Source organism: Streptomyces sp. NPDC006368, from assembly GCF_040612535.1.
Taxonomy (GTDB): Bacteria; Actinomycetota; Actinomycetes; order Streptomycetales; family Streptomycetaceae; genus Streptomyces.
Map to the genome: position 1 here is coordinate 1 of NZ_JBEXQK010000050.1, position 24,272 is coordinate 24,272.

The 24,272-nt window shown below is 69.3% G+C and carries 19 protein-coding genes; 6 read left to right on the plus strand and 13 right to left on the minus strand.

All coding sequences use genetic code 11. The features are described from left to right. Positions 1 to 490 precede the first annotated feature (490 nt). The 3 genes from ABZZ38_RS26660 (at position 491) to ABZZ38_RS26670 (ending at position 4,236) form a co-directional block, all read left to right on the plus strand. Positions 491 to 1,012 carry a hypothetical protein gene (locus ABZZ38_RS26660; protein WP_356744437.1) on the plus strand — a complete coding sequence of 174 codons (522 nt, stop codon included), beginning with the start codon at positions 491 to 493 and terminating at the stop codon, positions 1,010 to 1,012. Positions 1,013 to 1,099: 87 nt separating this feature from the next. Then, positions 1,100 to 1,567 (plus strand): hypothetical protein, encoded by a 468-nt coding sequence (locus tag ABZZ38_RS26665; RefSeq protein ID WP_356744439.1) that lies wholly within the window; start codon positions 1,100 to 1,102, stop codon positions 1,565 to 1,567. Beyond that, positions 1,516 to 4,236: a Helicase associated domain protein gene (locus tag ABZZ38_RS26670; RefSeq protein ID WP_356744441.1), complete on the plus strand. Its 2,721-nt coding sequence runs from the start codon at positions 1,516 to 1,518 to the stop codon at positions 4,234 to 4,236. Before ABZZ38_RS26665 ends, ABZZ38_RS26670 begins: the two co-directional genes overlap by 52 nt. A 47-nt stretch (positions 4,237 to 4,283) precedes the next feature. Here the strand turns inward: ABZZ38_RS26670 and ABZZ38_RS26675 are convergent, their stop codons facing one another. From ABZZ38_RS26675 to ABZZ38_RS26725, 11 genes are all read right to left on the minus strand, one after another. Further along, positions 4,284 to 4,862 carry a DUF6262 family protein gene (locus tag ABZZ38_RS26675; RefSeq protein ID WP_356744443.1) on the minus strand — a complete coding sequence of 193 codons (579 nt, stop codon included), beginning with the start codon at positions 4,860 to 4,862 and terminating at the stop codon, positions 4,284 to 4,286. Further along, positions 4,859 to 7,453: a site-specific integrase gene (locus tag ABZZ38_RS26680; RefSeq protein ID WP_356744445.1), complete on the minus strand. Its 2,595-nt coding sequence runs from the start codon at positions 7,451 to 7,453 to the stop codon at positions 4,859 to 4,861. The genes ABZZ38_RS26675 and ABZZ38_RS26680 overlap by 4 nt, the downstream gene beginning before the upstream one ends. Beyond that, a complete protein-coding gene (locus ABZZ38_RS26685) occupies positions 7,450 to 8,592 on the minus strand; it encodes a tyrosine-type recombinase/integrase (RefSeq protein WP_356744447.1) in 1,143 nt (380 codons plus the stop codon). Before ABZZ38_RS26685 ends, ABZZ38_RS26680 begins: the two co-directional genes overlap by 4 nt. 220 nt (positions 8,593 to 8,812) lie before the next feature. After that, entirely contained in the window at positions 8,813 to 9,508 is a 696-nt protein-coding gene (locus ABZZ38_RS26690) for a DUF6308 family protein (RefSeq protein ID WP_356744449.1), read from the minus strand. A gap of 108 nt (positions 9,509 to 9,616) precedes the next feature. Next, positions 9,617 to 11,521, minus strand: coding sequence for a hypothetical protein (locus ABZZ38_RS26695; protein ID WP_356744450.1), 1,905 nt, complete (start codon positions 11,519 to 11,521; stop codon positions 9,617 to 9,619). A 144-nt stretch (positions 11,522 to 11,665) separates the two neighbouring features. Next, positions 11,666 to 13,159: a ThiF family adenylyltransferase gene (locus ABZZ38_RS26700; protein ID WP_356744452.1), complete on the minus strand. Its 1,494-nt coding sequence runs from the start codon at positions 13,157 to 13,159 to the stop codon at positions 11,666 to 11,668. After that, the gene (locus ABZZ38_RS26705; RefSeq protein WP_194038077.1) at positions 13,156 to 13,527 is read right to left on the minus strand and encodes a hypothetical protein; all 372 of its coding nucleotides are present in this window, start codon (positions 13,525 to 13,527) and stop codon (positions 13,156 to 13,158) included. The genes ABZZ38_RS26700 and ABZZ38_RS26705 overlap by 4 nt, the downstream gene beginning before the upstream one ends. Further along, positions 13,524 to 13,787 (minus strand): hypothetical protein, encoded by a 264-nt coding sequence (locus ABZZ38_RS26710; protein WP_194038078.1) that lies wholly within the window; start codon positions 13,785 to 13,787, stop codon positions 13,524 to 13,526. Before ABZZ38_RS26710 ends, ABZZ38_RS26705 begins: the two co-directional genes overlap by 4 nt. A 386-nt stretch (positions 13,788 to 14,173) precedes the next feature. Continuing rightward, entirely contained in the window at positions 14,174 to 14,692 is a 519-nt protein-coding gene (locus tag ABZZ38_RS26715) for an ImmA/IrrE family metallo-endopeptidase (protein WP_356744454.1), read from the minus strand. Beyond that, positions 14,679 to 15,005: a helix-turn-helix transcriptional regulator gene (locus tag ABZZ38_RS26720; protein WP_356744456.1), complete on the minus strand. Its 327-nt coding sequence runs from the start codon at positions 15,003 to 15,005 to the stop codon at positions 14,679 to 14,681. The genes ABZZ38_RS26715 and ABZZ38_RS26720 overlap by 14 nt, the downstream gene beginning before the upstream one ends. A 415-nt stretch (positions 15,006 to 15,420) precedes the next feature. After that, complete coding sequence (locus ABZZ38_RS26725) at positions 15,421 to 18,477, minus strand: CHAT domain-containing protein (RefSeq protein WP_356744458.1); 3,057 nt, start codon at positions 18,475 to 18,477, stop codon at positions 15,421 to 15,423. A gap of 30 nt (positions 18,478 to 18,507) precedes the next feature. Between ABZZ38_RS26725 and ABZZ38_RS26730 the strand changes: the two genes are divergently transcribed. Further along, entirely contained in the window at positions 18,508 to 18,825 is a 318-nt protein-coding gene (locus ABZZ38_RS26730) for a hypothetical protein (RefSeq protein ID WP_356744460.1), read from the plus strand. A 79-nt stretch (positions 18,826 to 18,904) separates the two neighbouring features. On the opposite strand, the gene ABZZ38_RS26735 is transcribed toward ABZZ38_RS26730, so the two are convergent. Together ABZZ38_RS26735 and ABZZ38_RS26740 are read right to left on the minus strand one after the other, a co-directional pair. Further along, complete coding sequence (locus ABZZ38_RS26735) at positions 18,905 to 19,225, minus strand: hypothetical protein (RefSeq protein ID WP_356744462.1); 321 nt, start codon at positions 19,223 to 19,225, stop codon at positions 18,905 to 18,907. Next, positions 19,222 to 20,028 (minus strand): sigma-70 family RNA polymerase sigma factor, encoded by an 807-nt coding sequence (locus ABZZ38_RS26740; RefSeq protein WP_356744464.1) that lies wholly within the window; start codon positions 20,026 to 20,028, stop codon positions 19,222 to 19,224. Before ABZZ38_RS26740 ends, ABZZ38_RS26735 begins: the two co-directional genes overlap by 4 nt. Before the next feature lie 422 nt (positions 20,029 to 20,450). Here ABZZ38_RS26740 and ABZZ38_RS26745 point away from each other — a divergent pair, with 422 nt between their 5' ends. Beyond that, positions 20,451 to 21,485 carry a helicase-related protein gene (locus ABZZ38_RS26745; protein WP_356744466.1) on the plus strand — a complete coding sequence of 345 codons (1,035 nt, stop codon included), beginning with the start codon at positions 20,451 to 20,453 and terminating at the stop codon, positions 21,483 to 21,485. Beyond that, complete coding sequence (locus tag ABZZ38_RS26750) at positions 21,475 to 24,195, plus strand: TerD family protein (protein ID WP_356744468.1); 2,721 nt, start codon at positions 21,475 to 21,477, stop codon at positions 24,193 to 24,195. The genes ABZZ38_RS26745 and ABZZ38_RS26750 overlap by 11 nt, the downstream gene beginning before the upstream one ends. Positions 24,196 to 24,272: the final 77 nt, after the last annotated feature.

Genomic DNA, 24,272 nt, shown 5'->3' on the forward strand with positions numbered 1-24,272 from the left:
GCTCTTCCGATCTTGGTACCCGCTCCGCGGGTACCACATCGCTGCGCGATGTGCAAGCGAACCACCGCGCTGCGCGCGGTGGTTGCGCTCCTGCTCCGCAGGAGCGCTGGAGGGCCGCTGTGCGGCCCACTCACCCCCCTTGCTTCGCAAGGGGGGTGACGCTTCGTCCGCTGCGCTCCCCGAAGCTGGAGGATTGCGTCCTGCGCCTGGGCCTTCGCTTCGCTCTGGCCCAGGCTGGCGGGTCCGCTGCGCTCCCCCGCCTCAAAGGTCCTTCCGGCTGCGCCTCCGGGACGGTCTGGGCCCGCTGGTGCGGGCCTGGCTGGCTGGAGGGTGGTGTTGGGCTCTGGTTTGCGGGAGCTGTTTCGGAGTGATGCAGAATGTACAGTTGGCAGAAGGTAGGGATACCCCTTCTGGTGTCCTGTGTGGAAGGTAAGGGGTCTGTGTGGGTAATGCGAGGGCTTATCCGGTCTGCCGGAGCGAGGGCGGGGATGTGGCAGCGGTGATCGCCGTGGCCGTGTCTCTGGTCGAGTGCGGGGAGCTGTGGGAGGGGGCGAGTGTCGACCTGGATGCCGAGTTGCTTCGGGTCAAAGACATCGTGAGGGCGCGCGGCGTGTTCCCGCAGGGTTGGTTCTCGGGAGGCGGTGAGCATTTCCGTGGCGTCGACCTTCCAGATGACGCCACGGTGCTGGCTCGTCTGCTGCCGATGATGCTCTCGGTCGTGGAGCCGGTAGAGGGTGCTCTGCTGGAGAAAGCGCCGGAGGTGCTGCGTCAGGCGGGTTGGGGGCAGATCGCGTGGATGGCGCTCAGCTGGCCGGCGGTGCCTGAACTCGACCTCGGCCCTGAGCACTCGCGAACCGGGGTGCAGGCCTGTTTCGGAATCGACGCCAACCACGAGCCGGCCCCGGGCCACACCGTGTACGTTCACGTCCGGCCCGGGGAGGACGAACGGGCGCAGCACCTCGCCCGGCAGATTGGACACGACGTCATAGGCCCCGCCGAACACGGCTGGTGAAGAGCGGCTGATGAAGGACCGGGGTCTGCGCGGTAGGGCGGCCCGTTCGCAGTGTGCTGAGGACGGTCTGGAGAGGGGTTGGTGTCGGTGACGGAGAACACCGGAGTTTCGTACGAGGACTGCTCGGTCTATGTGGATGCCGCGGACAGCTCGACGGTCATCGCCTGGCTGAAGGAGCGTCTCGGCCCCGGTGAGGAGGGCCGCGGCCTGGTGGTGGGGTCGCTGCGGGTGAGCGGCGTCTGCAATGACTACTCCACGGGCAGGAAGGCGCATCCTTTCGAGTTCCTCGAGTGGCCGACCGTGCTGGAGTGCGAAGCGCCCGCGGGAGTGGAGCCCGGTGCGATGGTGGCCGCGGTCACGGCTGTGCTGGAGACGCTGTGGTGTGGGGGGTGGAAGGCTGTGGCGGCGTGTGACTTCGAGGACGAACTGCCGGCCCGTGGGGGCGGGGAGCGCTACCCCTTGCCGTCCGCGTCGGGGGGCCTGCCGTATGCAAGAACGGGCCGATGGCGAAGCCTGCTGGTGCGGAGTGGGAAAAGGAAAAGGAAATCGGTGTGATTCAGCTCCGAGAACACCAAGTGGACCAAAAGTCGGCTTTTAGAAGATGGGTGGGATTCCCTGCAAGATCATTCGTGCCTCCAGAGGGGGCACGTGCCATGGGGGTGTCCGCGACCGGGTCCGGGAAGACGATCACGGCCGCCGCGAGCGCTCTGGAGTGCTTCCCGGGCGGGCGGATCCTCGTCATGGTGCCCACCTTGGATCTGATCGTGCAGAGCGCGCAGTCCTGGCGCCGGGTCGGGCACCGCGCGCCCATGGTCGCGGTCTGCTCGGTGGACAAGGACGAGGTCCTGGAGCAGCTCGGGGTTCGTACGACGACCAACCCGATCCAGCTCGTGTTGTGGGCGGGGTCCGGGCCGGTGGTCGTGTTCGCCACGTACGCATCGCTGGTGGACCGCGAGGACCCCGCCGACGTCACTGGTCGCCGGACTGTCCCTGGGCCGTTGGAATCGGCTCTGGCGGGCGGGGAGCGGCTGTACGGGCAGCGGATGGCTCCGTTTGACCTGGCCATTCTGGACGAGGGGCACATGACGGCCGGAGACATAGGGCGACCGTGGGCGGCGATCCACGACAACAGCCGGATCCCTGTCGACTTCCGGCTCTACCTGACCGCCACCCCGCGGATCCTCGCCGCGCCCCGGCCGCAGCGCGGGCGGGACGGGCGGGAGGTGGTCATCGCGTCGATGGAGGACGACTCCCACACCTACGGCACCCGGATTTTCGATCTTGGGTTGGCGGAGGCGGTGGAGCGGTCGATCCTTGCAGGGTTCGAGATCGACGTGCTGGAGATCCGCGACCCCGACCCGATCCTGGGGCTGTCCGAGGACGCGCTGCGCGGCCGGCGCGTGGCCCTGCTCCAGGCCGCGCTGCTGGAGCACGCGGCGCAGCAGAATCTGCACACCACCATGGTGTTCCACCAGCGGGTGGAGGAGGCGGCAGCGTTCGCCGAGCAGATGCCGGCGACGGCCGCCGAGCTGTACACCGCTGAGGCCTCCGCGGCGGCGCTGGCCGGGGCGGAGGAACTGCCCGCGTCATCGATCGACGCCGAGCTGTACGAGCTGGAGGAGGGCCGCCACGTACCCCCGGACCGGGTATGGGCCGACTGGCTGTGCGGGGACCACCCCATCGCCCATCGGCGTGAGGTGATCCACCGGTTCGCCAACGGCATCGACACCCAGAACCGGCGGGTGCACCGGGCGTTCCTCTCCTCCGTACGCGCCCTCGGGGTCGGGGTCGACATCACCGGGCTACGCGGGGTCGAGGCCGTGTGCATCGTCGGGTCGCGCAGCTCCCAGGTCGACGTCGTCCAAAACATCGGACGTGCCCTGCGCCCCAACCCCGACGGCACGACCAAGACCGCGCGGATCATCATCCCCGTCTTCCTCCAGCCCGGGGAGGACCCCAAGGACATGATCGCCTCCGCCAGCTACCAGCCCCTCGTCGACATCCTCCAAGCCCTGCGCTCACACTCCGAGCGCATGGTCGACCAGCTCGCCTCCCGCGCCCTGACCCGCGGCACCGAACGCCGACGCCTCCACGTCCGCCCCACCCCCTCCCCCGCGACCGCGGCCGGGCCGGAAAACGGGGACATGCCCGAGGAGACCAGCCAGACGCAGCAGGAGGTCGACCGGGTCACCTCGATCGTGGTCAACTTCGCCCACCCCCGCGACGCCGCCGACATCGCCGCCCTCACACGCTGCCGCGTCATCCGCCCCCAGTCCCTCATCTGGCTCGAGGGCTACCAAGCCCTCACCCGCTGGCGTGCCGAGAACGGGATCACCGGCCTGCACGCCGTCCCCTACGACACCGAGGCGGAAGTCGGCGTGACGAAGGGCTATCCCCTGGGCCGGTGGGTCCACCAGCAACGCCGTGCGCACCGCGCAGGCGAACTCGACCCCCACCGCAAAGAACTCCTCGACGACGCCGGGATGGTGTGGGAGCCCGGCGACGAAGCGTGGGAGAACAAACTCGCCGCCCTCCGCTCCTATCGGCGCGCGCACGGGCACCTCGCACCCCGGCAAGACGCGGTGTGGGGCGAGGGCGAGGCGATGGTGCCCATCGGGCAGCACCTGGCCAATCTCAGGCGCAAAGGCGCGAAGAACGGCCTGGGAAAAGACCCGGAACGGGCCGCAGAGCGCGCGGCACAGCTGGCCGCGATCGACCCGGACTGGAACTGCCCCTGGCCGCTCGACTGGCAACGCCACTACAAGGTGCTCGCGGACCTGGTCGACGCCGACGGCGTGCTGCCCCACATCGCACCGGGCGTCGTCTTCGACGGCGACGACATCGGACGTTGGCTCACGCGGCAGAAGAACCCCGGCACCTGGGCGCAGCTCTCCACCGAACAGCAGGAACGACTGACCACACTGGGGGTGCAGCCTCTTGAGGCGCCATCTCCCGCCCCGCCGGCCAAGCGCACGACGAAGGGCCCGAACAAGGCACAGCAGGCATTCCAGCGGGGCCTGGCGGCACTCGCGCAGTGGGTGGAACGAGAAGGCGCCCACCGGCCGGTACCAAGAAGCCACAGTGAGCAGATCGCGGTCGAAGGCGAGCTGGAGCCGGTGGCTGTGAAACTCGGCATCTGGGTCTCCAACACCAAGTCGAGGCGAGACAAGCTCGCCCGGGATCAGCTCGACGCATTGCGGGAGCTGGGCATCGACTGGATCTGACGGTCGTCGACAGGGTCCGTCCCGTTTGGCAGTGATCCGAGGCTGGGTCAGGGGCGCGGGGTTGGGATGGTGAGGTACGGAGCGAGTTGGGCTTCGAGGTCGGCGATGCGTTTGTCCATGAAGCGGTTGTTCTGGCGGGCGCTGGTCAGGCGCTCTTGAATCTGCTGGTTGTCCTGGGTGAGCTGTCGTACGTGCTGCTTCAGCGTGGTGTTCTCGGTGACGATGCGCTGGAGGGAGCCCTCGGGGAGGTCGTGTTCGAGGTCGCGGATCTTGCCGAGGAGTTCTGCGATGTGGGTGCGCTGGGTGCGGATTTCGCGCTGGGCGTGGGTGAGTGCGTCTTCGGCGTTGAGTGCACGTTCCTTCCAGGCGGGCTGGGCGCGGCTGCCGCTGTTGGAGACTGCGGGATGTGGTCTGCTTGCGCGGGTGGCCTGCTCGATCAGGGCTCTGGCCTGCTGGTTTTGATAAAGGAAGGTGCGTGAGACGCGGGCGGTACGGGCGAGGGCGGCAACGGTGACAGGCGTATGGTCGCGTGCTGCGGCCGTCAGGACGGTCTGGAGGCGTTCGAGCATCTCTTGGGTGGCTTGGCGGCGGGCTTGGGCGGCTGCGTCGGTGCGGGACGTGCTCATGGCTGTCCTGTGGCGTCGTCGGGGGCCTGCAGTGCTGCGAGGTCTCGGGCGCGGAAGGCAGTGCTCCAGGTGCGGTGGAAGTAGTCCTGGGGGCGCCGAAGGTCCAGGGTGAGGGCTTCGTCCAGGATGCCGAGGGCGGCCAGGGCCTGCTCGAGTCCTTTGATGGCCTGGGCGGTGGGTTCGAAGACGGCGTGGAGGTAGTCGGCGGTGGCGTCGTCGGGGGCGTTCTCGGCGATGGAGCGCCACTGTTCGGCTTTGCGTCGCCAGTAGAGGAGGTCTGCGCCGGAGAGGACGAAGTTGTCGCAGTTCTCGCAGTCGAGTTTCCAGGGGCAGGCTCCGCCGTCGACGACGGGTTGGTAGGTGCAGAAGCCCCCGTCGGCGGGGGTGCTGCGGCGGGAGAGATCCAGGGCCAGGGCGAGGGCTGTCTCGCGGTCAATGGGGGTGGTGTCGCCGGAGAGGAGTTCGCCTGGGCGGGGTGCGCCGGGCCCGGCTACCCAGACGGTGTTCAGGACGTCTTCGAGGTCGCTGTTGGTGATCTTCACGTAGTGCTCGGCCATGCGCTCGGAGAGCTGGCCGAGGTAGCGGCGGATGTGAGTGAGCGTGGCGCCGGCGCGCAGCAGGTTGGTGGCCAGGGTGTGGCGGGCCTGGTGGGCGACGTACGCGCCACCGAGGTCCAGGCCGGCGATCCAGGTCTTGAAGCGCTGGTTGAAGTGGCCGTAGGAGATCGGCTGTCGGCCGTTGGGGTTGCGGATGCGGGAAGGGAACAGGGCCAGGCCGGGGCGTTCAGCGGCTGCTGGGGTGCGGCCGTAGCGCTTTTCGAAGAGCTGGAGTGTTTTGGTGCGGCGGGCATCGAGGCACTGGTAGACGGGCTCGGGGATGCGAATGCCCTCGTTGTAGTTGCCGACCTTGGTCTGGTCGTGCCACAGCATGGCCAGGCCGCGGTAGCGGCCGATGCAGTCCAGGCGCAGTCCGACGACCTCGCTGCAGCGGCGCCCGGTGGCGACGATGGTCTCCCAGATGTCCCGCAGGCCCCGGTCGTTGAGGTCGAGTTCCTCCAGGCGGCGCAGGTTGGTCTCGTCGGTCAGCGCGCGGGCGACGTCGTCGCTGAAGGGGTTGCGGGAGCGCTGCTTGAGGCCGGTACCGCCGAAGGGGATGGCGGTCAGGAAGCCGGTGTCGATGCCGAGGCGTTCGGCGTGGCCGGCGGGGATGGCGCTGTAGAGCAGCTTGCGTGCCCCGTTGAAGACGAATTGGCAGCTCAGATCGGTGACGGTGGGGGATCGTCCGTCGACCAGGACCATCCCCAGGGACGGCAGGCCGTGGCGGGCGCGGTGGCGCTGGTCGGCGACGAACCGCTCGGCGTGTTCACGGCGCAGCACGGTGGGGTCGTGGCCGGCGTCGGGGGCGTCGGCTTGGAGGAAGACGCCCAGCTCGACGGCGGCGCGGCGCATCTGCTCGAAGGGGCCGCGGGTGCGAGGGCACTGCGGGGATCTGAGCCACTCGGCGAGATGATCCCAGAGCAGGTCGCGCAGCCACCGCTGAGGGACGGTGGTGATGTCGAAGTGGCTCTGGGCGTTCTTGAAGCGTCGTCCGAAGTGATCGGTCTCCAGGAAGCCGGCGTCCTTGGTGTCCGAGGGGCTGTAGTAGACGCAGCGCAGACCGTTGACGACTTCCCGGATGATCTTGCGAACCTCGGAGTCCATCTGCTTGCGCGTCAGGTCTTTGAAGTCAGCGTCGTGCAGGTCCATCAGGGACGTGATGCTGCCTCGCCAGCAGTATCTGACGAGATTCCTGATGCCGTTGGTGGTCCACTCGGAGTGCTGTGCGGCCTGGGCATGGGCGTGCAGGCCCCACTGGATCTCGGCCCGCAGCAGCGCGGGCAGGTAGTGGAGGTTGACCAGTCCTGGCTGCGTGACCGGCTCCGCAGTGGCGCACCAGGCGCTGAACGCCTCCTCGTCGCCGTAGGTCACCGGGAGCGGCCGGCCGTCCTTGAGGGGACCGCGTGAGTTTTGCGACCGGGCCGCTCCCGGACGGTTGTCGATCTTGTACCGGTTCAGATGCTGCAGGCACAGCCCCAGTGAGGTACAGGCCAAAAACGGGCAACGGGCCGTGCACAGGCCATAGCCGGGAAGCGGGTGCTGTGTACGGGACCAGGACTCGAACCGGGTGCGGTCCATGCCGGCGGCCTCGCCGTACTGCCACCTGGTCTGGTGCTGCAGGCACAGCCGGGTGGTGGGGCTGATCGCCGGGCGGTCGGGGCAGATCAGGCACCGGCCGTAGTCCACTCCCCGCGCGGCGGGCAGAGCGGTGGCCGCGTCCATGAAGGCGCGCTTGGTCTGTCCCGTCCGCTCGGCCTGCTCCCACTCCAGGTTGTGCGTGTTGCACAGGTTGTGGCTGACCCGGCGGATGCGAAGGCAGCCGTCAACGGCGCACTGCCAGGCGTAGACCGGGTGGTGAGGCGGGATGAAGATCAGCGCGTCGCGGAAGAGCGGGTCGAATGCGGGAGCAGTGATGAGGGCCGTGAGCAGTTCGAGCCGGTCGCGGCCGATGCGGGTGGTGTCGGTGCGGCCGGGCAGCAGCGTCAGCGGGATCACGGCTGTGTCCCCCAGACCTGCTCCAGCGCTGCAGTGAAGAGCGGGTCGTGGACGTCCACGTGGCCGTAGACCTGCTCGACGGTCGCGGCCGAGGCCCAGCCACCGGCGTCCCGCGCGATCACAGCGTTGCCCCGTGCGGCGTCCAGCACCGCGGTGGCGAAGCTGTGCCGGAAAGCGTGCGGGACCACCCGGCCGATCTCCAGACGGGATGCGGACCGGCGCAGCATGCCGCGGGCCGCGGCCGTGCTCCACGGCTGCCCCCGGGTGGGGCCGTGCAGGCTGACCAGGAGCATGCCGTGAGCGGTCTGGGCGGGGTACTGGGTAGTGATGTACTCGAAGTAGGTGTGGATCATCGCCGGACTCACCCGGCGGACCGTACCCCCGCACACGGCGTTGTCCTGCCAGGTCCAGGGCGTCTTGGTCTTGACCCGGGCACGGTTGGCGTTGGTCTCGCGGTGACAGATGTGCACGTGCGGCCCCCTGCACTGACCGCACGCGGCCTGCTCGCGCAGGTGCAGGTCGACCAGACGCAGCCCGCACAGCTCACCGATCCGGAAACCGCCGTCGGCCAGCCACGTGACCACCATCCGGTCCCGCGCGCACGAGACCGCCCCCAGCAGCAGATCCCGGGCGCCTTCCGGCAGCATCTTCGGATGCCGGCGAACCCGCTCCGCCGGAGCCAGAGGGTTCGCGGGCATGCTGTGCAGGACGTGCCCGAGCATCGCACGCCGCCGATCCGCCCGCGTCGGCAAACGGGTCACGCGCAATGCCTCCGCCAGTGCCGGGTTCACGCCGTGGGTGCCCAGGCGGAGGTAGAAGCCCTTCAGGCAGGCCGCCGCGGTCTTCAACGCGCTGTGCCCATAGGGGCGCTTCCCCTCCCGCCACGGCAAACCGAACGGCCCCGGATAATCCGCCCCGAGGGCCGCCATGTAGTGCCGCAGATCCTCAAGCGACACCGAACCTGTGTCCAGGCCCGCGAACCGCAGCCACCGCAGATGATCAACCAGCACATACGCGTACGTACGGTCCGTGCCCGCCCGGCAGGAACGCAGGAACCCGTCCGCCTCCGCCACAAGCGTGCAGTCCGTGTCCACGATCGTGTAGGACACCCGGCCGTCCCCGCGGACGATCTCCTGCACGCGTAAGTCGCCCACCACCAACCGGCCATCCATCATGTGCCGTCCCCTCCGAACCGGGAACCGCCCCGGTGGCAGCACTCCCGGCCCCGAGTCCACACCCCTCCCCCGCCCCGGCGGACCACTCCACGCAAACGTCACACACACCCCAGCGACGGTTGGTAAAGTCCGTCACCCTCACACGCCAGAACGCCCCCTCGGGTCACGTTGACGGCAGACATCCTCAGGGGCAGGCATGGCCGACGGCCCGATGGTTCATCCATACCGCCACATCGCACACCCGCAGCGCACTCACCGTCTCGGGTAGCCCCGCGACCTGGCGCAACTCCAGCAGTTGGCGGTGCACAGCGCCGTCGTCCTCACGCAGCGCGGCATGGAGAGCGAGCCAGAAGGACGGCGGCCGACCGACGGCACAGCGGACGACTCGGTCGTAGACCGGGAGCAAGCGGGGACGCTTGCGGGCCAGAACCTTCCCGGCGATGACCCAGTTGACCCCATACTGCTCGCAGAGCAGACCCCAGGCCTGATCCGCCGGCGAGCCATCGGCCACGACGACCGCGTCGGCATCAACCATGTCGATGTCCCTGGGAATGGCGTGCAACAGACCGGACAGCCGCGCGCCGAGGCGGCCCTCCAGAATGTCCAGCGCAACAGGCGCCGGAACGGTCACCGACAAGGTCTGCACCGCGACCAGATCCTCCGCCGTGATCCTGTCCGCGACCTCCAGCCGGTCTCCCCCACCCGCCAGATGCTCGAACCGGCTCCCGGTGAACGGCATCCCGCCGGGCCGCAGACCGATACCGAAGTAACGCCGCAGGTCACTGATGACGCGCTCGGAACTCAGCAAGACGCGCAACCGCTGCCCCAACGGCGACAACGCTCCACCGGGAACACCGAACGCTGGGAGGGAAGTGGCCATGAGAACTCCGTCCTTCATCGAGATCGTGAGCGGGTGAGCGGCGCCAGAGGGTCCTGCCCGAGAAGCATGCGGCGAGCTGGTCGGTGGGGCGCGCAGGGACACCGGCCATCAGCTGGTGGCGGAGTTCGGATGCGGCTGCGGCAGGGCGTCGACGAGTGGCCTGAGGGCAGAGTCCAGCAGCCCAGCGTGTCGGGCTGGTGCATCGGGCTGTACTCGTATGACGTGCAGGATGTGGTCGCGTACGGCGGCGTTGCGCAAGCTGCCGGACTGCTTGCCGCGCAGGATGTCGAGGAGGCTGGGGCCGGAGACTTCCTGCAAGGCCTCGATCATCTCCAGTTCTTCGATGTCGACGATCTCCACCGGGTCCGTGTCCGGCCTCGTCAGCAGCCCTTTCCTCCGGGCGCGTTCACGGATCACGGTCAGGGTGATGGGGTTGACGGGGAAGCCTTCCGGCAGCACGAGCAGCGGCAGGAAGCGACGGTCGCCGGCAGCAGCAGGTGCGCCGGTGAGGGCGGCCTCGTCGCCGCGCAGCGCGGTGATGGTCGCGTCGATCTGTTCGAGTTCCTCGACGAGTTTGTCAATGTCCTGGATCTGTGATTCGCCGGGTACGGCGGTGCGGGCTTCGCGGCGTAGCTGGGTGGTGGTGACCTCGATGACGATCCAGGTGCCGGGATAGTCGATCGCGGCGTCGGCGATGCGCTGGCCTGGGGCGGTGTAGGCGGCCTTGAGTTCGGCGTCGTCGTAGACCCGGCGTGTGGTGCCTTCGTCGCGGGTGATCGTGTGCAGGACCTCGCTGACGTAGACCTCGCTGCAGTGGCGCAGGGTCTGTTTGGCCCGGGCGGCCATCTTGCGGTGGCCGGTGGGCTTGGTACGCCCCGGCGGCGGGCACTCGATGTCGAAGATCGGCAGCCACCCGAAGGCCCGGCTGATCAGGTGGCGGGGATCGAGGATCAGCAGCCGGTCCTCGGGCAGGCGGATCACGGGCCACTGCTGGAAGGGGTCGAAGGACCATTCGGTGCGCTGTTCTGGGCGTTCACCGTGTACGGCCTCCCGCATGCCGGGCAGGTCGTTGGTGATCAGCATCAGGACCGACTCGACGCGCTGCGCGGGCAGGGTCAGGCCAGCCAGTTCGCCCGGCTCGATGACGAACCGTCCCATCGTGGTGCGCAGCCACAGGTAGCCGGCGACGGCCGCCAGGTCCTCCAGGCGGGCGCCGGTGCAGTCCTGGTAGGTCTGGCTGAGGTCGACGATTCCCGGCTCGCCGTGATGTTCGGCGGGCAGTTGCAGCCAGCGCCGTGCGTAGCGGGCGAGGACGCCGGGGACGGACCAGCTGCGGTGGAAGTGCTGGTTGGCGATGAGCTCGCGGCCCAGTGTGCCGGGCCGGTCCGTGATGACGCTCGGGCCGGGATCGGGATGGTGGCCCAGCACCTGGGTGAGACTAAACAGAGCGCCGACGATGTCGCCGTCGGGTAGGTCGTCCGGCACGGTGTCCGGCGATACCTCCATGGCCCTGCGGGCCAGCAGCATGAGGGCCTGGGGCACGAGCAGTCTGCGGGTCTCGTCCCGGAGCAGGTTCCGGACACGGCTGCGGACCGGCTCATCCAGCCACTCGCCGGCGAAGTGCGTCTCGACGGCCTGCACGGACACGCCCGGCAGCTCCAGGGCGTTGAGCACCTGGGCGCAGAACCGTATGACGCCTTCAAGAGGAAGGCGCTCCAGTTGGCGCACGGCGTAGTCGGCGGGCAGCTCGAACCCGAAGATCTCATCGGGCGTGAGATACGCCGCGCCCAGGTCGATGGGCGCGGGCGGCACGGAGGTGGCGGGCACCAGCAGGCCGCTGGGGTGCTCGTTCCAACTGGGCACGAGAGCCGTCGCGGTGGATCCCTGCAGCACCGGGTGCCCGGCCGAAGGGTTGGTGGCCAGGTAGCCGGTACGCAATGACGCGGGCTCGGCATCCGTGAACATCCTGCTCAGCGTTTCGATCTTCTGGGCGAGGCGCTCTGCGGCGTCCATCGGCACTCCCGTCGTGCGTGTGACCACTTGCCGTGAACTACCGGCTGCCGGTGTCACGTTGTTGCGGATTTCAGTGTTGGTCTCGTGGGCCGGGCGGGCCAAGCGCGAATGCGTGGTCCCCCTGGATGCTTCTGGCCGGGGGTTTCATCGGAATCGGTGCAGGAGGTCATCGATAGCGCGCCGGGCGCGGATCGGCCAGCGGCGTACCGCACGGGCACGAGCAGTACGAGCCTGTTCAGCGGCCGGGTGCTGTCCCGTGACGGCGACGGGAGCGTCGTCACCGAGCGCCCGCAGCATGCCGTCGTATGGGCAGCCCTTCTCGCAGCCGTCCTCGCGGTGGTCGAGGGTGGCGGTGGTCAGGTGGTACAGGTGGGCGCCGGTGTCGGCGATCCCGCCCGGCGCGGTCGTCATGGTGACGAACTGGTTCAGCTGCGCGGCCGCGGCACTGGCCGAGAAGACGAAGACGTTCTCCTTGCGGCGCAGCGGATGGTCGGCGGGCAGGCCGGTGATGTAGGCGGGGTCGTCGAGGGAGCCGTCGCGTTCGGCTTGGACGTGGGCGGGGTCGTACTGGCCCAGGCATTCCATGCAGGCGCGTCCGGGGGCGGCGATGTGGGCGCGCCATTCGGCGCCGCGCAGGCGTCCGCCGCGGGCGTCGACCGCGATGCCGCCGTCGACGACGGGGATGAGGTGGGCGTAGGCGAGGAGGTTGAGGACGGCGCGGGGCCAGGGCCGGTCGACGCAGGAGAAGATCACGTCGCAGTCGGCCGCGGCGGCGAACCCGTCCGGCTCGACCACGCTCAGCTCGTACGGCGACGCACGGAAGCTCGTGGCGGTGGCCGCGCGGCGGGCACTACGGGCGGCGAGGCGGGCCTTGGCCCGGTGCAGGCGCACATCACGGAGGGTGGTGTGCAGCAGCCGGTCGAGGTTGACCTCTTCGACGGTGTCGAAGTCGAGCAGGCTCAGGCGCTGGACGCCGGTGCGGGCCAGGGCTTCGACGACGAGCATGCCGACGCTGCCGCATCCGACGACACCGACGTGCAGGCGGGCCAGGTCGTCCTGGGTTGTCTGTCCCCAGGCGGAGACGGTGCGCAGCTGCCGGTTCGTGGCCGGCGGTGCGGAAAGGAGGCGGTTGTTGAAGGTGACCGTCAGGCGGCCGCCGACCACGCGGACGCTCTCCGCCTCGGTGGGCGCGTAGCGGCGGGATGCCTGCTGCTGCCAGATGCGGGCACCGAATCCGGCATCCGCGCCCGCGAAGGTCAGACCGACCAGCGGGCGGCTGGTCATCACCTGGGTCTGCGCGGCGAAGGACGCCTCAGCCTCGTGATCGATGGTGTTCAGTCGCTGCCATCCCCGGCCTGCCGGGTGGGCGTGGATGAAGCCGAGCCCGCAGCCGTGCTCGGCCGCGAGGGCTGCGGCGCGCAGAAAGTAGGCGCTGGTGAAGTCCACCGTGCCGTGCACGATCCGCTCGCCCTCCCTCGGCAGCACCACCCCGGTGAGCAGCGCGGTGGTGCGGCTGGTGCCGGTACTCGGCCGCCACAGCACGAAGGCGCAGTCCTCCTGCCCGTCCCCACGGCGCAGGTGATCCGTCAGCTGCTGGGCGGTGTCGCTGGTCATCGCGACCGAGAAGCGGGTGATCACGCGGAGGGTCCGTTCTCCAGCTGCGTGAACAGGGTGCGCAGGTGCCGCAGATAGCCGCGGAGCGTACGGTCCTGCGCCCAGTCGGCGGGCGGCCGGCTCCAGTGCTCCCACTCCTGCCCGAGCGGAGAGTTGTGCACCGCGCCGTGCGGATGTCCCAGGCGCGGGCTGATGTGCGGGCCGTGCGGGGCCGACAGCGGCCAGTCCGGCACCAGTTCCAGACCGATGCGTACCGTCGTCCCGGCCTGCGGGCCGACCTCGATGAGGTAGTCGAAGACGGCGAAGTTGCCGGTCTGCTCCACGGTGTAGCCGGCGCGGCGCAGGCCCGCGAGCATTCCCGCGGGCCCCGCCTCCGGCATCACCGCGGTCATGCGGTCGGGGTCGGGCCGGTGGAGACCGACACGAACGTCTCACGCTCGTGCACAGTTATCTCCTCCTCCCCACGGTCGGCGAACGAGTGCTGATGCCGCCCGGTGATCCGAACCAGGTAGTGCGTGGCCGCGTCGATACCGGCCAGGCCCAAGACCGCGTTCGGCGTCGTACGCTTCGGCACCTCCACCGGCTCACCGTCCACCGTGACCGTCACCGGCTTGCCGCCGGTCTCCTGCTGCTGAATGTCTGCCGTCGTCATGACGACCACCTCTCCCCCGACCCGCCGCAGCGGGCCGGGATATGCGAAAGGCGGGCTCGAAGCCCGCCTACTTGCTCTTCTTCGAGCCGCGCGACGCGCGCTCGTTCACCGTCGTCGGCGGGTGCCTGCGCACCGTCGACTGCTTCACGAACCGACCCGTGACCGCGCTCCGACCACGCTTCCCACCAGACCCACTCGCCTTACTGGCCTTGCCGGGCATGGCGCACCTCCTGTTCCCAGAGGCCACATCGGCCCCTGCTGACGCACCCAGGACAGCAGGCACAGCACCCTCTCGGCAACATTTTTTGAGTGACAGTTTCACTGTCGTACTTTTACACAAGAAAGGCCGCCCGGGATGCCGGGCGGCCTCTCGGTGCGGGAAAGCGTTACGCCGTGGGATCCGCGATGACGCCGAGATTGATCAGCCGGTAGTTCATGGCCATCTCGCTCATCTCGAAGCGCCTGGCCATGATGAGCACCAACTCCTGGGCCGTACGGAACTCGGCCTCGCGTGCTGCGCGACGCACCATAGGCTCAGGAGCCAGCAGAGCCGCTGCGAAGCGGTTGGCTTCCATCTCCTCACGATCCGTGGCCATGCTTGAGACCGTGTCACGGAAGTTGACACGGGTATCGGTGTCCAGGATCAGCGGACGGCCGCGATGCAGCCGCAGGTGCCCGAGTTCATGAGCCACCGTGAAACGCCGCCGGTTCTCGTGGTGCTTCTGGTTCACACCGATGACCTGCTCGTCTCCCCGGCGCAGCAGCATGCCCGAGACGTCGTCCGGCATGTCCTGCGGGAGGACAAGCACACCCAGCTTCTCCGCGATCAGCACCGGGTCGATGGGAGCCTCGTCGATACCGAACTGCGTCAACAGCGTCTTGGCCGCCGCGTCAGACCTGGCCATCGCGCGCCCTCCGTTCAAACGCTGCCGACGCCACAGACGCCACCGTGTCCGCAAGATAGTCCGGCAGCTCGTTCACTCGGCCAGACTCCGGCAGCCCCGGCAGCAGGTCGGCCGGCTCCACCCCGAGTGCTGAGGCAAGGCGCACCAGCCGGTACGGCGGGGGAGCCTGCGCACCGGACTCGATGTTCGTGATCGACCCGCGCGTCAGACCCGCCTTCCGGGCCAGCAACTCCTGCGTCAGCTTCGCTCGCGCCCTCGCCACGCGCACCCGCCGACCGATCTCGGCATTGAAAACCCGCTCAACATCGTCCACGCCACTCCCCGCGATGACAGCCACACTGACATCCCAACTTAGCCCACCCTCACCAAGACCACCACGCGCCGCACGTGCTCTTTTGTCGCCCGCCTGCCTGGAAGCGCTGCGAAGCAGGGCTCTTCCAGCGAACGCGGATGCCTTCACCGTGCTTGTCACAGTGACGTCCGAGCGAAAGGAAGCGTCGATGCTGGCAATGGCACTGGCCCGCGCCGCGGTGCGCCCCCTTACGGGGGCGTGTGGTGGGATGTGGCAAACAGTACGCAGCTGGGTTGAGGGTCGGCAGGCCCGGCTGTTCGAGCGTGAGCGCCGCACCACCCTTCAGAGCGTGCCAGCTGCGGTCCCGCAGGGCGCGTGGATCGTTGACCGCCGCGCGGACGGGAGCAGCCTGGAGCTGCTCATCCCTTCGGGCGGATCACACTCCGATGTGCATGAAGGGCGCCCACAGTCCGGGGCGGCCGGGATACTGCTCCCGTAGCCGCCGGGTGGCCACGTGCAAGGCGATCGCGGTGAGCCCGGTGCGCGGAGGCAGGGTGCCCGCGGCGGTCAGGTGCGTGTACAGGGTCGTCGCGGTGCGGGCGGCGACCTGGTCCTCGACCGCCCACAGCGTCCCGACGACGTGCGCGGCGCCTGCGGCGAGGAAGGACGAGGCCAGGTGCACGGCTTCGTCGGGCAGCCCCTCGCTGGCCTCGCCCGAACTGCACGCGGACAGCATCACCAGTCGCATTCCGTCGAGCCGGTGGTGCAGCAGGTCGCGAACCGACAGGTCCCCGTCCGCGAGCACCAGTCGGTTCTCGGACGGGTCCTGCCAGTCCGTCACACCGTGGCATGCGAAGTGCGCGATGGAGTGCTGGCCAAGCTCGGAGAGCACGGTGGCGCGGCTCGCCTCACCGTCGGCCAACAGCGTAGCCTGCGGCATCATCTGGGCCACGGCTTCCGCCTCTTGGTGTGCATACGGCAGCGGAGGTGCGCCCGGCGTATTGGGCATCGCGACAACCAAAGCACGGCCGTATCGTCCTGCGGGGTGCGGCAACTCGCGGCGTGCCCGGCGGCGGCTCGCGGCGAGAGCCTGGACGGTTGGCGTGTAGGAGGAGACCACTCGGTCCAGGGCCGAGTCCCCGCCGTCCTGGTGGTGGCCTGCGGCGTGCAGCGGCAGGCGCGCCAGCAGCCCGACTGGGCACCACCACACGCGCGGCCAGGGTCCGTCGTTTGCGGGCGTCGCGGTGACGCCCAGGTTCTCGAGCACCGGCCCGACCGCGGTATCCCACAGCCACGCGAGTGTCTGCGCAACCTGCGACTGCGAGGACCACACCTCCCTGTGGAAGTTGTTCACGTGCGTAGCCACCCCATCTGGGGTGAGGCTCGGCAGGGGTATGACATGCAGTGTGTCCCCTGGCTCCGCGCCCAATACGAGTGCGTCGCTGCGGTGTCCGGCGACGTTCACGACGATGACTGGGCCGTCATCGGGGTCCGGTCTAAGGTCGTCGAGAGTAGGCGGGAGGAGGAAGCGACTGAAGCCGGGCAATGCGCGGATCCGCGCGATCGTCTCTTCGAGGCGCATGCCGTCCGACAACCTCGTGTCCGCGTCGGCCTCGGGCGCCGACAGGGCGTCTCGCAGCCGCTGGAACTCGGCGTGCAAGGTCGGCTCGCGTTCAGCCAGTTTCTCCAGCTCACCGCGCGCGGTGAGGACCTCACCGAGCAGGATGCCCCGGGCCTGCTCCAGCAGTTCCAGGCCAAGCCCTGGACGGCCCGCGTCGAGCGCGGCGGCGGCGGCCTCGGAGCCGAGTCCGGCTAGCCGCCCGAGCCTGTGCTCGCGGTCGTCCCGGCTTAGCGAGGGCGGTGCAATGCGCGGCAGCAGTTCCACGGCCAGCTCAAAGCCCTTGATGGCCTCGACAAAGTCGCCGTCCCGGCGGGCCGCATCCGCGTAGGCCCACGCGGCCCGCATCCGGATCAGCGGGGGTGCGTCCGGCGGCTCCGCAGCCGCCCACAGCGTCATGCGGCCTTCTACGGCGGCCTGTGAGTCAGGGGCGTGGTCGTGGCGCAGGCGCAGAGCATTGCCGAGATTGGCGAGCTGGGCCGCCCGGCCGGGATGCTTATGCGGAAGGGCCGCGACCGCCATCCGCAGCAGCCCGATCGTTTTATCCAGGTCATCAAGAGCGCCTGCGCCGCGCTCAAAGCGCGTACGTAGGATCGCGCCAAGGTTGCCGAGGCGGGCAGGCCACGCCGGGTGATCACCGGGCGTGGCCTCGACCGCCGTGTGGGCGGCTTCCACCGCTTCCGCCAGCGCTGAGGGGTCGCTGGTCAGTTCATGGCGGCTGCGCAGGGCGTTGGCCAGATTGCTGAGCTGCGCGGCGCGCTCGGGGTGCCCGGGCTCCAGCAGGGAGATGGCCGCGCGCAGCAACCTGACCGCCTGATCGAGATCCTCACGGGCGCCACCGTTTAGGAAACGGGCCCGCAGCATCGCCGCGAGGTTACTCATCCAGCCGGCCTGCACCTGGTGGTTCTCGGGCATCGACTCGACTGCCGTCCGGGCGTACGCAATTGCCTCAGTGAGAGCAGCTGAGTCACCGGTGTGCTGGTGGAGCAGCCACAGTGCCGTGCTGATGTGTGCGGCGGCTGCCGGGTGGCGTGGATCTGTGGACGGGAGGCCAGCCAGGATCGAGCGCCGTAGGCGGACAGCCTCGAGCAGGTCCTCTTGGTCGCCAGCGTGGCGGAAGCGTTCCTGGAGTGCGGCGGCCAGGCCGGCGAGCACGTCGCCCCGGTGCGCGTGATCCCCAGGGATCAGCGTGGCGGCCTCCCCGGCGGCGCGCACCGCTTCCGCCAGGGCCGCGGGGTCGCCGGTGCGGTTGTGCCAGCCGAGCAGGGCCTGGCCGAGGGCGTGCAGCCGTGCCGGGTGCTCCGGTGCGCCCGGAGGCGTCTGCATGAGTGCCTCACGCAGGAAACTCAGCGCCTCGGAAAGCGCTCGCTCGTCGCCGGTCCGGGAGAAGGTCCCATACAGGGCGTTCCCGAGGCCTCCGGACGTATGGGCGCGGCCGGCGCCGTCCGATGCGGCCTCCACCGCCCGCCACGCGGCGCGCACGGCCTCTTCAAACCCTTCGGGATCCCTTTTGCGGCCGAAGCGGACGAGCAGCGCGACCGACAGGGCGGTCCAGGCCATGCTCCCGTTCACCGTGCGGTTGAGCCGTGTCTCGGCGCGCGCGGTATCGAGGCAGACTGTCAGAGCCTCCTCGTCGCCGGTGTCCTCGTACAGGGACAGCAGCGCTTCGGTGAACTGCAGCAGGATCAGAGGGCGCTCTGGCGATTCCTCGGGTGCGCCGTCGAGTGCCGCCGACAGCAGTTGCACGGCTGTTCGCAGGTCGGCGGGATCGCGGGTGCTGCCGTACCGGTCAAGGTACGGCTGTGCCATGCCGCTCCAGGTGACCGAGCTCTCCTGCTGTCCCGGATCAGCAGAGGTGTCGATCAGCGGCAGCAAGGGGTCAGGGACCGCCAGGGGGTCGCGGCGGTGAATGCGGGAGAAGAGCGCGACCGCAGCCGCGAGGTCATCGTCTTCGCCCTCATCCCCAGAGTCTTCTCCGCGCAGGCAGTAGCGGTTCCAGTGCACGAGGGCCGCGATGCGGAGCACCTCCAGAGCCGCCGGGTCCGCATCGGGGTCCCCACACTCCGGCGGAAGGGCGGCTACAAGGGCGCGGGCCTGCCGGGCGGCCATGTCGTCCAGAAGCGGTACAGCGTCGCCGCACTCGGCCAGGGCGGCAAGCCGGGCCTGCAGGGCGGCAAGCAGAGTGGCCGTCACCGGGGGCCTGCCGGGGCACCGAGCGAATGATCAGCCGACGCCGGAGGGATGTCGCACGAGCGCGAGCTGGCGGTCATACGGCATCGCGCCTGCGCACGCTGTGAAGGAATCAATCGCGGCCTGTCCGTCCGGTTGCAGGTGCGCCGGAGTCGTCGGCGCGCAGTTCGCCACTCTCCGGGCTCTCGGGAACACCCCAGGTGCGGGCAGGTCCGGCGATTTCCTCCCATACCAGGGCCCCGATGAAGTCGTTGCGGGCGGCACGGCGTTCGGCGACGCCGCGTGCGGCCTCGTCGAGCAGTTCGTCCTCACTCAGCGCGGAGACATCACGGACGGCCTGTCGGCGGGCAGCCTCCGCCTTGATCCCGGCGAGCCAGGGGTTCGCGGCACCGGACCCGGGAGCGGCCTGGCCGGAGTCCTTCGCGTATGTCATGACTGTGCCTCCGGACGTTCATCGAGAAGCGCCGAAAGTGCCCTGCGTGCCCGGAACAGGCGGGTACGTGCGGTCGGCACCGGGATACCGAGGAGCGGGGCGATGTCCTGCGGGTCCAGGTCGGACATCGACAGCGATAGCACTTCCTGGTGCGCGGGGCTCAGACGCAGGAAGGCACGTGCCAGGTCGACGCGCGCGATGACGGCCTCGGCCGCGGCGGCGCCATCGGCGACCGGCACGGGAAGCGCGGCGTCGAGTGTCCGCGTGCGATTCCGGGCCCGCAGCCACCTGAGGGCGAGCCGCCAGGCAACCTTGATGGTGTAGGCGAGAGGGTTGTCCATCCTGGACACCCGCTCCCAGCGTTCGTAGACGATCACGAACGCCTCCTGTGTGATGTCCTCGGCCTGGGTGGGATCGTCGCGCAACAGAACTCCGATCGCGCGCCGGGTCCGCTCAAAATTCTCGCGGACGAAGAAGGCCTCGAGGCCGGGCGCGGCAGTATTTGTGCGCGGCGCCTCGGACGCGGGGGCCTGTGGCGCGGAGACTGCGATGAAGGTGATCCGCTCGGCGTCGCTGCCTGAGGGCAGCAGGTGGTCCTCGTCCAGCGCGTCGGTGGGCGGCCCGCCTCGGTGGGCGGTAGGCCGAACTGAGGGCGCCGGGGCCAGGGCCAGGTCGCGGAACCGTAACCCCGTGTCGTCGGAAGTCGGCTCGGAACATGGCTCAAGGTGCGGCTCGGTCTCTGGTGGCGGCTGGGCTGGGGGCGCTTTGGCCAGGAGCGGGTCCTGCTCGTCGGATCCGTTCACAGATGCGTCCTTCCCTCCGCAACGGACGGTCAGTCAGCGCGGACGGTCCCGAGGAAACTCCGAGCGACCGATCGCACGTAATACCCGGACAAGGAACGAGGAGGGTGCCGCGTTCCCCGCACGAGCCAGATTTTTTCTAGCGGCTCCCAAGGAGACTGCATGAGCCGCAGCCGCTCGAAGATCCTTCCGCTCAGCAAGGCGGAGACTTCGCTTATGTCCGGGAGAGCTGCCCACCCTCGAGCGCAATCGACCGCTCCGGGCGCCATGGAAGCCATACATCACGAACATGTGCATGATGAAGAGCCCAGGTCAGCTCCAACCCGTACACATCTCCGCTCGGTAAAACGGACGAGGCGCACATCGCGGCCAGCGCCTCCTACCAGCGGCTGTTCGCCCACTTCCAGGGTGCGCGCACACTGCTGATGTCGGCGTGCTTCCAGCGTTTGGACGGCAAGCCGATCGACGCCGATGTCATCTACCGCTACCGGCTGGTCGACTCCGTCGCGGACGGGTCGGCGAAGAACCTGCGGGTGCACCGGTTCGCTCCCGAGGTGGCGTCGACGGTGTATGAGGCGGTGTGGCCGGACGGGCGGCGCGAGCAGATCGTGGGCCGTGATGCTTTGCTGGCCACGCTGGGCGACGAGCGGAAGATGGCACGCATCACCGCACAGTCCGAAGCACCGATCCGCCAGGTGATGGCCGTGACGCGGGCGTGTCTGGATGCGCAGGCCAAGCTGCTGGCGCCAGTCAAGCCGAGGGTGCTGTTCGCGGCAATGGGCCAGGCGCATGCTGAACAGATCGCGCGGATCGCCGAGGAATACGGGATCCCCAGTGCCACGCTGCACCACAGCATGCCCGCCTCCGCGATCGCCTCCATCCGGCGGCGCTTCGAGTCCGACGCCGGGGATCTGCAGGGCATCGTGCAGCTGCGGATGCTCGGCCAGGGCTACGACTTCCCGCCCATCACCGTGGTCGTGCCGCTGCGCCCCTATGGCAGCTTCGGCGAGTTCTACCAGTTCGTCGGCCGCGGTGTCCGCGTCCTGCGCCAGACCGCGGTGGCTGCCGACCAGCAGTACCTGGACGTGGTCTGCCATGCCGAACTCGGCCTGGAGGAGCATCTGGAGGCCATGTGCGCGGACAACGACATGGATCCCGCTGTGCTCCTGGATGTCCCGCTGATCGACGCCACCACCATGGAAGGGGATCTCCCCGGCCCCGGCGGCGCCGCGGAGGGGGCCGGCGGGGGTCTGGGCGGGGTGGACGCGTTCGTGCTGTACGAGCGGGGACGCGTCGAGCAGCGCGTGGTGCACGAGCTGGACCGGGTGGAGGCCCGAAGAAGGGAGCGGGAGATGCAGCTGATGGCCCAGCGCTACGCCGTCTATGCGCAGAACACCGCTGCCCCGGTGCCGTTTGAGCAGTTCGTCGAAACCATGCGGAGGCTGACCGGTGGCCAGTGACCCGACACGCTGGTGGCAGCCTGCTCTGGAATGCAGTCCCGAGCAGGCGCTCGCCCTGGAGCGGGCGGCCGGGCAGCAGCAACGGTTCGCCGAAATCGACGCCCTGGCGGCCAGACTGCTGGCCGCAGGGCTCGCCGGACGGCCGGTGGCCACCGTCGTCCCCGGCCGAGGACGCCACACGCCGGACGCCGCCAAGGTGACGGCCCTCACCCGGGAAGACGAAGTGCTCTGCGCCAACGCCTTCGGGGTCCAAGAGCAGCAGCGGCTCGGCGCGTGGTACCTGCCCCAGAAACTCTCGGTCAAGGCAGGAGCAGTCAATCTGCCGTATCTGCTGCGGGAACGCCCTGGCCACGCTCTGACGCTGGCCGCCGATGACACCGCCCGTCACACCGCGGTGGAGGACTGGGACGCGGTGTTGCTGTGGGCGCTGCTGGTGCCGCTGTTCGAGACACTGCTTCAGCCCATCCGGCTGCGGGCGGCAGGAGAGATCTTCCCGCGCACGGAACAGCAGCGGTTCTGGACAGCCATCGAGGAGCGTTACCGGCTGCTGGGCATCGACGAGAGCGCGCTGGAAGCCTTCCGCTTCGGCGGCGGCTGGCACCAGCTGGACCGTGCGGGGCAGCAGCAGGCCCGCCTTCGTTTGCTGGACACCCTTGCCGCCGCCGACCTCGTGCAGCTTGCCGCACGTCACCGGATCCAGCGGTTGCAAGGGCTGATGGCTGGTTTCGCCAAGAAGGCCAGGACGGGAACAGCCCTGGCGCGCCGGGTGCTCACCAAAGAGCTGCAGCCGGTCGTCTCCGCGTACTTCGGGGGTGACTGGCTGGCTGTGCTGGATTACCTTCAGGCTCCCCCGCACCCGGATGAGGAGATCATCACCGCTCTGCCCGAGCCTCGTCTGTACGTCGGCATGGCCACGCAGACGGCTGGCATGGCTGCCGAGGCGGGCATCGCGGAGGACGAGGTCCATGCGATGCTCGCGGCCTTCCTCGGCGGCGGCAGTTCTCTGTCTCCGGTGGAGGAGCGGGCTGCGGCCCTGCGCGGCTGGTGGGCGGGCTTCGACCAGGCGCATGCCGGCCAGTCACGGGGAATGCCGTCGTTGTGGGGGCTGGTCGATCAGGATCTGATGAGTCTGAACCGGACCGAGCAGGGGTACACCCCTCAGTTGTACCGGCAGCGTCTGCCCGCCGATGTCCTGGAACGGGTGGGGCGGCTGTGGGAGACGGTGACGCTTGCGCGGTATCCCGGCAGCATCGTCAGCAACCCGCGCCCGCACCAGACCATGGCCGAAGCCCTCGGTCCCGCGGCCGAGTTCTGGCACGGCGTGGGCCTGACCGCCTGGTTCGTGTGCGAAGGCCCCTACTCCCGCACCACCTTGGACCGTGTCGACCGCTATTACAGCAAGCCGCTGGCCGCCCTGCGCGCGGCCGGATGCCCGGTCGACACCGCCTTCTTCCGCGAACTGCAAGCCGCCGAACAAGTCCTGGGGCCGGAGCAGGAGATCACGGACAGCGAGGACAGTACGGTCGAGACCCCGTACGGGCAGATGACGTTCACCTCCAGCATGAGTCACGGCGCCCGCCGGGACGGCTTCGAGCGGGTACGGGACCTCATCACACGGCACCGGCGGGCCTGGGCCGAGCAGTATCTCGGTGCCTTCGTGGGGGGCCGCTGGCGCTCCGAGTTGGAGGAGGTCGCCCACCAGCATCACCGCTTCGTCGCCGCCAAGGGGCGTCCCCCCACACTGCCTCAGTTCGCCCGGTTCGCGACCACGGCAGCCAACCACTGGACGGGCGGCGACCTGGGGGTGCTGTACACGGCCATCGGCGAGCCGACGCCATCCCAACAGGAGCGGCCTACCCGCCCACTGACTGAGGACGGCTACGACTTCGCCCGCCGGGTGTACCAGGAGCTGGGCGGCAAGCCCGTCGACCACGACACCTGGGTGAACAACCCGGAAGAAACCCAACGGCAGTGGCAGCTCAGCCGCCTGGCCACCGAGAGCCTGCGCCACCTCCAGCTACAGGAAGCACTCGGGCAGCCGCCGACCGCCAAGGAGTTCGGCGCCCAGCGTCTGACCTGGCCCTGGCCAGGCCAGGAAACCGAAGGCTGGCCCATCCTCGAGCGCGTCCTTGCCACGCTGACCCGTGCCAGCCTGGCCCCGGCCACTACCCGCTCCCCCACCAGCCCGCTACCCGGCGAGGAGAGCGGCACCCTGCAACTGCGGACGAGGGGAGCCAACGCAGCCATCCGCACCGAGCCGACGACGGTCCGCATCACCTGCACCGGCGCACCCGTTGACGTGTCCGCTGTACTCCTCACCCGCAACGGCAAGGTACGCAGCGACCACGACCTCGTCTTCTGCAACCACCCCAGTCACGACGGGGTCAGCGTCGGCGGGGACACCGTCACCGCCGACCTGGGCCTCATCCCTGACGACATCGCAACCATCGCCGTCATCGTCAGCATCGACCTCGAGGCCCAACCCGCCGCAGTCTTCGACCAGCACACCCAGTGGCAAGCAGACATCACCCAGCCCTCCCGCACCCAACTGGCCTTCACAACTGACCCCTTCTCCTCGGGTGAGACCGTCACCATCGCGGTGGAGCTCTATCGCCACACGACCGGATGGAAGGCCCGTGCCGTCGGGCAGGGCTACGACACCGGGCTGGCGGGCCTGGCCACCGACTACGGCATCGACGTCGAAGCCTGACGCCCCCTGTCTGGTACGCGAAGCCGTCGACGACCAGGCAAGTGCGGCCGCCGCCGTCGATCTCGCGTGCGAGAGCC